13 protein-coding genes are annotated in these 12,030 nt (G+C 69.5%); 6 read left to right on the top strand and 7 right to left on the bottom strand.

The genetic code is table 11. The features are described 5' to 3' along the window. Positions 1–4 precede the first annotated feature (4 nt). Positions 5–457: an Lrp/AsnC family transcriptional regulator gene (locus tag SALPAC4_RS0113075; protein ID WP_019870705.1), complete on the top strand. Its 453-nt coding sequence runs from the start codon at positions 5–7 to the stop codon at positions 455–457. A 7-nt stretch (positions 458–464) separates the two neighbouring features. Here the strand turns inward: SALPAC4_RS0113075 and SALPAC4_RS0113070 are convergent, their stop codons facing one another. The 6 genes from SALPAC4_RS0113070 to SALPAC4_RS28515 form a co-directional block, all read right to left on the bottom strand. Next, positions 465–1,772 carry an MFS transporter gene (locus SALPAC4_RS0113070; protein ID WP_019870704.1) on the bottom strand — a complete coding sequence of 436 codons (1,308 nt, stop codon included), beginning with the start codon at positions 1,770–1,772 and terminating at the stop codon, positions 465–467. A gap of 86 nt (positions 1,773–1,858) precedes the next feature. Continuing rightward, positions 1,859–2,887, bottom strand: coding sequence for a hypothetical protein (locus tag SALPAC4_RS0113065; RefSeq protein WP_019870703.1), 1,029 nt, complete (start codon positions 2,885–2,887; stop codon positions 1,859–1,861). A gap of 136 nt (positions 2,888–3,023) precedes the next feature. Then, positions 3,024–3,527, bottom strand: a complete 504-nt coding sequence (locus tag SALPAC4_RS0113060; protein ID WP_019870702.1) for an S-ribosylhomocysteine lyase — start codon at positions 3,525–3,527, stop codon at positions 3,024–3,026. 61 nt (positions 3,528–3,588) lie between these two features. Further along, a complete protein-coding gene (locus tag SALPAC4_RS0113055; protein WP_019870701.1) occupies positions 3,589–4,764 on the bottom strand; it encodes a UDP-N-acetylglucosamine--LPS N-acetylglucosamine transferase in 1,176 nt (391 codons plus the stop codon). Further along, positions 4,761–5,597 (bottom strand): polysaccharide deacetylase family protein, encoded by an 837-nt coding sequence (locus tag SALPAC4_RS0113050; RefSeq protein ID WP_050564982.1) that lies wholly within the window; start codon positions 5,595–5,597, stop codon positions 4,761–4,763. The genes SALPAC4_RS0113055 and SALPAC4_RS0113050 overlap by 4 nt, the downstream gene beginning before the upstream one ends. 43 nt (positions 5,598–5,640) lie before the next feature. Further along, entirely contained in the window at positions 5,641–6,057 is a 417-nt protein-coding gene (locus SALPAC4_RS28515; RefSeq protein WP_080640895.1) for a flavin reductase, read from the bottom strand. Positions 6,058–6,790: 733 nt separating this feature from the next. Between SALPAC4_RS28515 and SALPAC4_RS0113040 the strand changes: the two genes are divergently transcribed. The 4 genes from SALPAC4_RS0113040 to SALPAC4_RS0113025 all read left to right on the top strand — a co-directional run bounded on the left by SALPAC4_RS0113040 (position 6,791) and on the right by SALPAC4_RS0113025 (position 9,770). Beyond that, complete coding sequence (locus tag SALPAC4_RS0113040) at positions 6,791–7,609, top strand: helix-turn-helix domain-containing protein (protein WP_019870699.1); 819 nt, start codon at positions 6,791–6,793, stop codon at positions 7,607–7,609. Beyond that, on the top strand, positions 7,606–7,926 hold the full coding sequence (locus SALPAC4_RS0113035) for a DUF397 domain-containing protein (protein ID WP_019870698.1): 321 nt from the start codon (positions 7,606–7,608) through the stop codon (positions 7,924–7,926). The genes SALPAC4_RS0113040 and SALPAC4_RS0113035 overlap by 4 nt, the downstream gene beginning before the upstream one ends. Before the next feature lie 276 nt (positions 7,927–8,202). Continuing rightward, entirely contained in the window at positions 8,203–8,976 is a 774-nt protein-coding gene (locus tag SALPAC4_RS0113030) for a class I SAM-dependent methyltransferase (protein WP_019870697.1), read from the top strand. Continuing rightward, positions 8,973–9,770 carry a phosphotransferase family protein gene (locus SALPAC4_RS0113025; protein WP_019870696.1) on the top strand — a complete coding sequence of 266 codons (798 nt, stop codon included), beginning with the start codon at positions 8,973–8,975 and terminating at the stop codon, positions 9,768–9,770. The genes SALPAC4_RS0113030 and SALPAC4_RS0113025 overlap by 4 nt, the downstream gene beginning before the upstream one ends. 42 nt (positions 9,771–9,812) lie before the next feature. Here the strand turns inward: SALPAC4_RS0113025 and SALPAC4_RS0113020 are convergent, their stop codons facing one another. Further along, positions 9,813–11,012: an RtcB family protein gene (locus tag SALPAC4_RS0113020; protein WP_027644545.1), complete on the bottom strand. Its 1,200-nt coding sequence runs from the start codon at positions 11,010–11,012 to the stop codon at positions 9,813–9,815. 225 nt (positions 11,013–11,237) lie between these two features. Between SALPAC4_RS0113020 and SALPAC4_RS0113015 the strand changes: the two genes are divergently transcribed. Then, positions 11,238–12,014 carry a hypothetical protein gene (locus SALPAC4_RS0113015; protein WP_019870694.1) on the top strand — a complete coding sequence of 259 codons (777 nt, stop codon included), beginning with the start codon at positions 11,238–11,240 and terminating at the stop codon, positions 12,012–12,014. Positions 12,015–12,030 lie beyond the last annotated feature (16 nt).

Genomic DNA, 12,030 nt, shown 5'->3' with positions numbered 1-12,030 from the left:
TTCGATGCTTGACGATATTGACCGCGTCCTGGTGAGCCGCCTGCAGCAGGACGCGACCCAGCCCTACGCGGCCCTCGGCGCCGCCGTTGACCTGTCCGCGGGCTCGGCGCACGAACGCGTACGCAAGCTGCGCGAGCGGGGCGTGATCCGGCGTACCACCGTTGACGTCGATCCGGCCGCGGTCGGCCGGGACGTGCTCGCCTACGTGCTGCTCGGCTCCGACGCGTGGATGGGGGACGCGGCCACCCGGGACGCGCTCGCGGCCATACCCGAGATCCAGGAGGCACACATCATCGCCGGCACGGCGAGCGTGCTGGTGAAGGTACGCACCGCCACCACCGAGGACCTGCAAGCCCTCCTGAGGCGCCTCTTCGCCATCGACGGAGTCACCAGCACCCAGACCATCGTCGTCCTGGAGTCGTTCTTCGAACGGCCGGTCAGCGTTGACCCGGATTGAACGGCGTTCACACCTGCTGCTCCGCCTCCCGCTCGGCAGCGTCAATCGCACTGTCGGTCACCCAGATCAGTCCGATGACCAGGCTGAGCGCCAACACACCCATGACCGCGAAGACCACGCGCAGGCCGAGCAACTCCGCCAGCAGACCGCCGGTGAGCGCACCGAGGGGCATGCCGCCCCAGGCCAGCATCCGGTAGCCGCTGTTGACCCGGCCGAGTAGCCGGTCGGGGGTGATCCGTTGGCGGAGCGAGATCGTGATGACGTTCCAGGTGGCGACCAGAATCCCACCCCCGAAGTAGACGGCGCCGACCACGAACGGGTTGGCGCTCAACGCCGGTGCGCCGGCAACCACGGCGGCGACGACTATTGCCACGCCGAGGGTGGCGGAGCGACCCAGCCGTCGTTCAATCGCCCCCGCGACCAACGAGCCGAGCACAATACCGACGGCCAGGGTCGCGAGCAGCAGCCCGTACCCCGGCTCGGTGAGCCCCATCGCCGAGTCGGGACCGACCGCGTAGAGCGGCAGCACCGCGAAGATCGCGCTCATCGTGAAGTTGCTGACCCCCACCATCACCGCCATGGTGCGCAGCAGTTGGTGTCGCCAGAGGAACCGGAGGCCCTCCGCGATGTCCCGGCGCAGGCTGGTCGGCGCTTCCCGTTCGACCCGGAACCGGCCACGGATGAGGAGCAACGCCGCGACCGCGGCCGCCCACAGCCCCGCCGGCCCCGCCACCGCCAGCGCCACGCTCGCGGAGACCAGGAACCCCGCCAGGGGTGGGCCAACGAACTGGTTGGCCGTCAACTCGACCGCGTGCAGTCGCCCGTTGGCGCGCGCCAGCGCGTCCCGCGACACCACCTGCGGCAGGATCGACTGGGCCGAGGTGTCGTAGAGCGTCTCGACGACACCGGCACCGAACGCCACCGCGTAGAGCAGCCAGATCGACGCCGCGTCCAGGGCCGCGGCCAGCGCCATCACCCCGAACAACACCACACGCACCGTGTTCGCGGCCACCATCACCTGGCGGCGGTCCCACCGGTCGGCCAGGGCGCCGGCCGGCAGCGCGAAGAACAGCCACGGCAGGCTGAACGCCATCGCCACCCCGGCCACCAGCAGCGGCGAATCCGTCAAGCTGACCGCGACCAGCGGCAGCGCGAGTTTGACGATCCCGTCGGCGAGGTTCGACGCCGCGGACGCGGACCACAGCTGCCAGAACGGGGTGCCCAGCTGCCCGGCGTCCCGACGCGGAGCAGTCAGGTGGCCTTGTGGGCCCGGCGCTGTCCGTTCATCGGCACGGGGAGGATCGCCAATCGTCACCGGGGGATGCTCTCAGAACGGCACATTGTTCGCTGCCCCCAACCAGGCGGGGGATCGCCCACCGACGCACGGTGAACGACACCGGCCTACTCGAAGGTCACCCGCAGTTGCCGCAGCAGGCCACCGTAGTCCTCGTCGTCGTCTCCGATGAAGATCGGAAGTGTGCCGGCGACCAGTCCCACGCCTTCGACCTTGAGGCCCGAGCTGCGCGCCAGTTGCTGGGGCGGCTCGACCGGACGCAGCCGCACGCCGCCGCGTCCCTCCTGCCGGACCGTCGCCGCCCGGTACACCGCACTGTCAAAGGGGCCGAGGTCACCCGGGTCGTACGCGGATGAGACGTAGACGTTGCCCCACCGGTCGATGTCCATGCCGGAGGCGGGCCGTCCACCCGGTGGTTCGAGTGCGGTGAAGGGAACCGAGGTCCACCGCCGACCAAACCGGATCTCGCCGTCCTCGTACACCTTCAGGCGAGTCATGTGGATGAAGGTGGTGTCCTGGCCCTCCGCCCGCTCGGCGTAGACGAAGTAGTCCATGCCGCGGATCGTCACCACGGCCGTCGCCTCGACGTTCGCCAGCGGCTCGGGCGTCTCGGGCCACGGCACCGCGTTCACGATCTCGACGTTGAGGTCCCGGTCCCACCGGGCGAGATAGATCGTGGGGTCGGGGTCGTCGCCGTCGGCGTTGCTCTCCGCCAGCAGGGCCGCGTCCCGGCCGGGCAGCCGGGCGATACTCTCGAGATCATTCGGCACCCGACGACCGGGAAACTCGACGTCGAGCTCGTCAACGATGATTCCGTTCGGGTCGACGGGCGTCCGCACGATCGAGAGTCGCGGCAGGTCGCGCTCCGCATCGTTGTCCCGGGTGTCGTGGCAGACCAGGAAGACCTCCTGCACCACCCCGTCGCTCTCCTCGGTGGTGAGCCAGGCGATGCCGCTGAATTCGCGGGGTGCCCGGATCTCGAGCCGCTCGGTCGAGGAAGCGTCAACTGTCTCCCGGTCCGACCGGCTGTCCGCCCCGGGTTGGGGCTGCGCCGAACCCGGTGTGGCGGGCGCGAGCAGGCTCAGTCCGGTGGCGACCGGCAGTAGCCCGCAGGCGATGAACCGACGGCGAATCATGCGTCCCCCTCCACCGGGCGGGTACGACCGCCGGACCCGCTAGGGACAAAAGTAAAATTATTCTCGCCTTCTCGCGGGACGTTCCTCCCCTGTTACCACCTTGGTGTCGGCTCACTGGCCCGCTCTTGGTGTCGGCTCACTGGCCCGTTGCGAGTTCCCGCAGGTCCGCCTCGCTCACCTCGTGGGCGTCGGGGCCCGGATCCCCCCACTGATCCCGTTTCGCGAGCAGCTGCGCGGCGAGTTCCTGCGCACCCACCAGCGAGTGGTACTCCGCTGAGCCACATTGGATGACGTTCGCGAGTGGCACCTCGGTCGCGTCCTCGATGGAGCGGAGCCCAGCGGCGATGACCTCAGCCAGGTCGTCGAAACTCCACGGACCAACCGTCCACACGTACACACCGGTCATGCAGCCCATCGGCGCGACATTCATGATCGTGGGGTGGTGCTGGCGTACGTAGGTGCCGAGAAAGTGTTCGAGTGTGTGCATGACCGGGCCCGGCACCTGGGACACGTTCGGCTGCGCCACCCGGAAGTCCCAGAGCGCGACCGGCTGGCTCGTGCCCGGCACCGTCTGCTCGTTGACGATCCGCAGGTAGGGCGGCACCACGTACCGATGATCCAAGTCGTGTGACTGCGGCATAACCAGGGCTCCTAGGTCACTCCCAAGGCGGACTCGCCCCCAGCCTAGGAGGAGTGCGCGCTCATACTGACCGCTTCCGGTCAAGCCGGTGGCCGCTCCGGACAACCTCCGAAATCAGACCGGCCATGTCGGTGGCGCTGTCGACGGGAAGGGCCGGGCTGCCCGCCACGCCGGTCAGCTCCGTCAGCGCCGGCCCCAGCTCGGCAGCGCTGGTGACATGGGTGGTGAGCCCCGCCTCGGCGAGCAGCTGCGCGTTGGCCCGACCATGCCCAGAAATCGGCCGATAGGTGACGGTGGGGAGCCCACCGGCCAGGGACTGCTGGCAGGTGAGTCCGCCGGCGTTCTCCACCACCACATCAACGGCCCGCATCAGGGTGGGCATGTCCTCGACCCAGCCCAGGACGTGTCCTGGGAAGGTACGCAGGCGCTGGCGGAGCCGGACGTTGCGCCCACACGCCACGACGGGGCTGACGCAGCCGGCGGCGAGCACATCGCGCGCGGTCCGGGCCACGTCGCCCACCCCCCAGGAGCCAGCGACGATCAACGCCAGCCGCTCCTGCTCGGGCAGGCCGAACCGGGCCCGAGCCGTACGCTGGCAGGCCGTCGCCGAGGGCGCGAAAGCGGCGGAGATCAGCGGATTGACCACCCGCACATCAGCCGCCCCACGCGCCTGTGCCTGCCGCTGCGTCCCGTCGTGAATGACGCAGTAGGTGTCGACGCCCGGCGCGACCCAGATCGGGTGGACGACGAAGTCGGTGACGTAGCTGAGCACCGGCACGGTGAGCTGCCCCGTCCGGCGCATCGGGCCGAGTAGCTGGTTGGCGAACGGGTGCGTCGTCACCACCAGGCGGGTGTCCGCGGATATCCGCGACAGCATCTGCGGTACGGCCGCCCGCAGCGCGGCCCGGAACGCCCGGACCATCGACGACGACCGGTCGGTGAACCGGAAGAGCGCGTCGTAGCTCCAGGGGAACCGCTGGAGCATGGTGCGGTAGCCCTCCCGGACGAGACGGTGCAGCGGCCGGGGCAGGGCCGTGAAGAAGTTGAGCTGCTCCACGACGACTCCGTCGCCGGCGAGCCGGGCGGCGAGTTCGGCCGCGGCGGCGTCGTGGCCCGCCCCGATGTCGGCGGAGACGAGCAGGATCCGCAGCTGACCCGGGCCGCCCGGGTCGTCGCGACCGGCACCGACCGGGGACGTACCGGCGCGCGGACTTCTCCCGCCCGGCCGTGGCTTCACCGGCTGCGGTTACCCACCCGGTACGTCGCCATGCCCCGGTCGCTCCCGGACCGGCATACGCCCGCCCCGGGCTCCCGGCAGCCTCGCTCCTCGTGTGCGCCCAACGTCCCGATGGTCAGCTCCCGCTCCCGGGCCCAGCGCACGAGGCGGGGCAGGACGGCCAAGGCGCCGCGCCAGGCACCCGGGCTGGACGCATGATCCGAATCATGCAGTAACAGCGTGCCCCCACCGTCGAGGTCCTTCACGATGGTTTCCCAGATCGCCGCCGGAGACCGGGTGGCGTCCCAGTCGCGTCCCCAGGCGGTCCAGAGGCGCGGGGTCAGGCCCAGCCGCCGGCAGGCCAGCAACGCCGAGATCGTCAGCACGCCGTACGGCGGCCGGTACCACAACGGTGCGGCTCCGGTGACGGCCGCGACGGCATCCCGAGCGCGGGCAATGTCGGCGTAGGTCGCGGCAGGGGATCGGCACAGCAGGTTCCGGTGCTCCCATCCGTGCACCGCGAGCTCATGCCCGGCGGCCGCCATCTCCCGTCCGAGTCCGGGATCGCGGTCGAGCAGTCTGCCGAGCAGAAAGAAGGTAGCCCGCACGTCGGCCCGCTCCAATGCCCGCAGAAACCGGGCGGTCGAGGCACGGCGTGGCCCGTCGTCGAAGGTCAACGCGATCCGGTTGGCCGCGCCCACCCCGGCCAGCCGGGGCCAGCACCGGCGCCGCAGCACACCGCTGGCGGTGACCACCGGCAACGCGTGGCCCACCGCCCCGCCCGCGGCGACGGCGGCCGTCCCCGCCAGCAAACGCCGAAGATCGGGCCCCCCGACCCGGACGCCACCTGCCACGACGCCACCTACCACGGCGTTCCGATACCCGCTTCGGGCTCCGCTACCCGCTTGGGTGGCCTTCCGATGACCTTCGTAGGCTGGCCAGCCAGCCGTCGGCCCAGTCGAGATGCGGACAACCTGTGGTCACGCACCGGGGGCAGGTCCGTCCTCCCCAGTGGCTACGGATAATTATTTCGATGCCGCGAAACACCAGGTCCAGGTCCGGGTCTCCCGACTCGAAGGCGCTGGTTGTGGGGTGTTCGGGTTCGACCCGCCAGCACCAGCCGACAAACCTCTCCCTGAGGTCCGGTCTGGTGCCGTTGAGTCGGGATAGTTGATCAGATGCCTCGGCCAGGAGGTTGCCCTGGTGGGCCAGCAGCGCTGACCTCCTGCCGCGATGCTCCGCCAGCAACGCGAGCCGCGCGGGCTGGCAGGGCCAGTCGGCGCCGCAGGCCCGGCACCGCCAGAGCGGGCGCATCGGGTCATGTGCCTTTCTCACCACGGCCGGCTCCCGCGCGTGTCGTGGTCACGTAGGCAGCGCTTGAGGTCACCACACCGGGGGCACCAACTGCCCGAACGGCTCTTGGTCACCAGGCCCAGGACCACGCCAACGGCGAGCCCAACGACCACGGCAGTAGCAACGACAACCATCGACGTCCCCTTCAGCCTCGCCGCGCGGCGGCTTGGGCGGACGGCCGGTACGCGGTCACCAGCGGCCTCCGTTGGCTCGCCACTGCTGGGCCGGGGTGAGCCAGCCCACGCGGCCTACCTGGGGGCTGGCAACGGTGGGCTGGGTCATCCACATGGGCTGGTTGGCTGGGCGTTTCGGGTGGAGGGCACTAGCGCACGCCGCGTACGGGGTGGTGCGGCCGGTGACGTCCAACGGTGCGGGGCGTCGGCAGCGGCGAAGTAGCCAGCGAACCATGGTCTGTTCCCCTCTCTGATCAGGCAAAGACCGGGAGTACGAGGTATCGCACTAACTCCCGAGGGGTTCGGTTTGATTGCGCATGGTGACCGAACTCCACTCGACTATCGCAGTGATACTCTCACGACACAAGTATCACGACCCGCTTTCTGTTCCACTGGCCTCGCGCCGCTGTTCTACTGGCCCCAGCGCCAACGGTGCGGTCTCAGGTTGAGACACTGTGGGTGTGGCCAGGGATTACGAGGAGAGGAATATGCCCACTCCAGCCCCAGCAGCTGGCCCGACCGTGGTCCGCCGCCAACTCGGCCGGCAACTGCGCCGGCTACGCGACACCACCCGTGCATCGGTTGACGAGGTAGTCGCGCATCGGCGGCTCGGCATCAGCCGCGCGAAGTTGTTCAAAATGGAGGCCGGACGGCACCCGGTCAAACCCCAAGATGTCGCGGTGCTGTGTGCGCACTACCAGGCATCGGCGGACGAAACCGAGCAGCTGACCGCGCTCGCTTTGGCGACGGGCGGTCAGAGTTGGTGGCACGTCTATGGCGACGAGGTCCCGGAGTGGTTCAGTCTCTACTTGGAGATCGAGCCCGCTGCGGCCACGATCCGGACCTACGAGTCCGAACTGATCCCGGGTCTGTTGCAGACGCCCGAGTACGCGCGCGCCGTCTACCAGGCGCGCAACCCCGACGACAGCGACTACGAAATCGAAAGCCGCGTCTCGCTGAGGATCAGTCGCCAGGCGATCCTCACGCGGGCCGACCCCCAACCACCAGCCTTGCATGTCGTACTCAACGAGGCGGCGGTGCGGCGCGAGGTCGGCGGGTCGGATGTGATGGCCGAGCAAATCACCAGGCTGCGTCAGGTGGCAACCCGACCCAACACCACCATCTCGGTCCTACCGCTCACAGTTGGCGCGCACGCCGCGATGGAGTCCGCGTTCGTGATCCTGGACTTTCCGGACCCTGCGGAGGACCCGTCAGTTGTCTATCTCGACTCGCCCAGCTCCGCCGCGTACCTGCAAAAGGGCGTCGAGATCACCCGGTACGAAACGATTTTCAGGCTTGTCTGCTGCCAAGCCGTTCCGATCCTGGAGTATCAGCCATGACTCAGCTCCGCGAGTACCGTAAAAGCACCCGATCTGGGGGCTCCGGTGGCAATTGTGTTGAATGGGCGCACACAGCCCACACGGTCTACATCCGGGACAGCAAAGACCCGGCTGGGCCGGAGCTGGCCGCCACCTACTCCGAGTGGGAAGACCTCATCCGGGCGGTGGGGACGGGCCACGAGCACCCATGGGTCATCCAGCTACCCAGCGGCGTCCAGGTCTGCAAGGACGGGCAGGAGCTGCGGTTCACGTCGGCAGAGTGGACCGCGTTCCGAGCAGGGATCAACGATGGAGAATGTGCACCGGTAGGCGTATAGACCTGATGGTCACGCTGGTGTTCGGTCCGGAGGCGTGGCAGGCGGTCGTTACGCACGCCCGGCGCTGACAAGCACTTGAGCCCCCAGCGCTGGCGTGCTGGGGGCTTACGCATGCCCGGTCCTCAACGTCAGGTATCACCCTCCAGACAGCCGACAACGGCTTCGAGCCCGGCTGTGCTCGGCTGGTGAGCGGGCCGCGAACACCCGATCGTGAGCACGGTCATGGGCCTCGGTCGGCAAGGTCAAACCGGTTGACGGCACGGTCAGAATTCGAAGATGCGCGCCTTCCAGGAACTGGTTGACGAGGCAGCAGCGGCGGACGTGTCCGGCTGGAGCTTCGACTGGCTCGACGGTCGGGCCACCGAGCAGCGACCGCCCTGGCGCTACTCACGCCTGCTCGCGTCCCGGCTGCCCCACTCCCCCGCGGCGCTGGACATCGACACCGGCGGCGGTGAGGTCCTCGCCGAGGTGCCCCGGTTGGCGCCCCGGATGGTGGTCACCGAGGGCTGGCCGCCGAACGTGGAGCGCGCCCGAGCGCTGCTACAGCCCCGCGGCGTTGCGGTCGTCGCGGTCGAACCCGGACGACCGTTGCCCTTTGCCGACGCCAGTTTCCCGCTGGTGACCAGCCGCCACCCCGTCCGCCCCGACTGGTCCGAAATCGCCCGGGTGCTCCAGGACGGGGGCAGCTACCTCGCCCAGCATGTCGGGCCCGCCTCCGCGTTCGAACTCATCGAGTACTTTCGCGGCCCCCTGCCCCACGAGCGTTTCGCTCGTGACCCACACCGGGAGGTCGCCGCCGCGCGGCGCGCTGGGTTGGAGATCGTGGAGCTGCGCACCGCCCGCTGCCGGATGGAATTCTTCGACATCGGCGCGGTCGTCTACACCCTGCGCAAGTGCGCCTGGTGGGTGCCCGACTTCATTGTGGAGCGGCACCGCGCCCGACTCGAACGGCTCGACGCCCACATCCGCACCCACGGTGCATTCGTCGCGCACTCCACCAGGACCCTGATCGAGGCCAGCCGGACACCCCGGCAAAGGGCACAACAATGATCGGAGCCAAGATCGGCGCTGGGCGGGAGGCGGACGTACACACGTGGTGCGACGACGCGGTCATCAAGCTGTACCGGCCCGGGCTGCTCGGACACCGCGCCGAGGCGGGAGCGCTGACCAAGCTGACAGGGCACGGCATCGCCCCGAAACTGGCCGACACGGTGGAGTGGAACGGACGCGTCGGCCTGGTGCTGGAACGCCTGGACGGGGCGGACATGCTCACCCAGTTGCAGCGACAGCCGTGGCGGATGCTCGGCATGGCCCGCACGCTGGCCGCCACCCACCTCGCCGTACACCAGGTGTCGGCCCCCGCCGACCTGCCCGAGCTCCGCTCGGTCCTGGCCGCCCGCATCACCGACGCCACCATGCCGACGCGGCTCCGGGACCACACGCTACGGCTCCTCGACGACCTGCCCGAGGGGGACCGCCTCTGCCACGGGGACTACCACCCCGGCAACCTGATGCTCAGCGATGGTCGAGCCGCGGTCATCGACTGGCCCAACGCGACGCGCGGCGCCCCAGCAGCCGACCATGCCCGAACGAAGCTGCTCCTGCGCTACTCCGCTCCGCTACCGGAGACCTCGCGGGTGGCTCGCACGCTGGTCAGGAGCAGCCGGTCCGTGTTCGCCCGCTGCTACATCCGCGCCTACCGGGCCGGCTCGGCCCAGCCACTACCGCAGTCGGGACCCTGGCTGGCGGTACAGGCCGCGGCTCGCCTCGCGGAAGGCATCGCGGCCGAACGAGCCACCCTCATCGCTCTCCTGGAGCGCCTCTACCACCAGGCCAGGCGGTAGCGGGAGCCCTCCGTCCGGCCTCGGCGGCACGGCTCCGCCTACCTACCCCTTCACGCAGACCACCTGCTTGAGGTGCGCCACCACCTCGACCAGGTCGGTCTGCTGCGCCAGTACAGCCTCGATGTCCTTGTACGCGCCGGGAATCTCGTCCACGACCCCGGCATCCTTGCGGCACTCCACCCCGGCGGTCTGCGCCGCGAGATCATCGGTGGTGAAGCTCCGCTTGGCCTGCCCCCGGGACATCCGCCGGCCCGCGCCGTGCGACGCGGAGCAGTACGCGGCCTCGTTGCCCTTACCCCGCACGATGTAGGACCCGGTCCCCATCGATCCGGGGATGATGCCCAGCTCTCCCGCACCGGCCCGGATGGCGCCCTTGCGGGTGACCAACACCTCCACGCCGTCGTAGGTTTCCTCGGCGACATAGTTGTGGTGGCAGCTGATCGGCTCGTCGTAGCTCACCTGCGGGAACCGGTCCCGGACCACGGTGCAGAGCAGCGCGAGCATGACCGCGCGATTGCGCCGCGCGTACTCCTGCGCCCACCACAGGTCCCGCCGGTAGGCGTCCATCTCCGCCGTCCCGGCGAGGAAGACCGCCAGGTCACGGTCGGGCAGGGCGGCGTTGTGCGGCAACCGCCGGGCGATAGCCATGTGCCGCTCCGCCAGCTCCTTGCCGATGTTCCGGGAGCCGGAGTGCAGCATCAACCACACCCGGCCCGCATCCACGCCACCCTGCTCAAGGCAGACCTCGATGAAGTGGTTTCCGCCGCCGAGGGTCCCCATCTGGTTCATCGCTCGGCCTTCCAGCCGGGCGACTCCGGCGTGCAGGTCGGTGAAGCGCCGCCAGAAATCGTCCCACCCTGCCTGCGCCAGCCCCCAGATCCGACGCGGGTTCACCGCCTTGTCTCGCTGGGCGAAGCCGACCGGGATCGCGTCCTCGATGGCGTGCCGCAGCCCCGCGAGGTCGTCTGGCAGGTCGGCCGCGGTCAGCGAGGTCCGCACGGCCGACATGCCACAGCCGATGTCGACGCCAACGGCGGCCGGCGAGACGGCCTGCCGCATCGCGATGACCGAGCCGACGGTGGCGCCCTTACCGAAATGCACGTCGGGCATCACGGCGACGCCCTGCACCCAGGGCAGGGTGCCGATGTTGCGGAGTTGCTGAGCGGCCTGCGGTTCGATGCTGTACGGATCGGTCCACACCCGGACCGGAGCCCGGGTGGAGGGCAGCACGGCGTACGTCATGATTGGCACTTCCCGACGGTCACGATTTCACAGGTCTACCGGAAACCGGGTCGCGTGCTCGTGCTCGGCGACTACGGTCTCGACCTCGTCCGCCCAGTATCGCGAAGACAACCGCCGAGATCACCGGATTATCTGCGGCAGCGATCAGGTACCGGCGCCGAGCCATCGGAGGCAAGCCAGACCTGGCGGTACGCCGTTTCGGTCCCGCCCTGGAACAATGCGCCCATGGAAGTGGGCGTCCTCAGCACGGTAGACCGGACCCGACCGTGGTGGAATGCGCTCCGGCTCACCCTGGTCCTGCTGTGGCTCATCGGCTCGGTCACGGCCTGGTGGACTGCGCCCCGGCAAGAGAGCTACGAAAGGGCGACGGCCGACGCCACCGCCGGCCGTGTGGTGGCATACCAGTGGGGTGACCACTGGGGGGGTAACGAATCCCGGCATTGGTTCGGAGCTCCCGTCCTGCGGCAGAGTTCCAGCCAGCTCGGGCCCCTCTTCGCGTGGCAGACCTCCGACGGCCGGGTGCACTGGACCGACACCACCAGTTTCAACGAGGTAGTCGTTACCGGTGCCATCGACAATGAGGGCTTCTCCGGCGTCGGAGCTGTTGGCATCGCGCAGAACCTCCGCGCGTCCGGGATCGAAGACCGAGCCGGCGCCCTCCCCCAGCGCACACCCGTCGGCGGATGGATCGCCCTCCTCTTCACCGTCGTCACTCTTGGCGTTGTGGTCGCCGGCCCACCCCCACGCCTGGGCACCCGATGGTTCTGGTTCTGGCTGATCTGCCTCACCCCGCAGGGTCTCGGCCTGTTGTTCTGGCTGGCCCGGGAGCATCCGTGGGCCAGTCCGCCCGCTCGTACCACCGCCCACGGCAACGGCGAGCGGCGAGACCGCGGCGCTCTTGGTTTCGGCATCGGCATCTTCGCGGCGATCCTGTACGGCGTCGTCCTACTGATCCTCCATGAAACCCTCGGCGACTGGTGGGTGCCACGGCCCGACCCCTAAATACCTGCGGGCCACC

The sequence above is a fragment of the Salinispora oceanensis genome (assembly GCF_000383575.1).
Taxonomy (GTDB): domain Bacteria; phylum Actinomycetota; class Actinomycetes; order Mycobacteriales; family Micromonosporaceae; genus Micromonospora; species Micromonospora oceanensis.
Note: the sequence above shows the minus strand (reverse complement) of the source record. Positions and strands in the feature narration are given on the sequence as shown.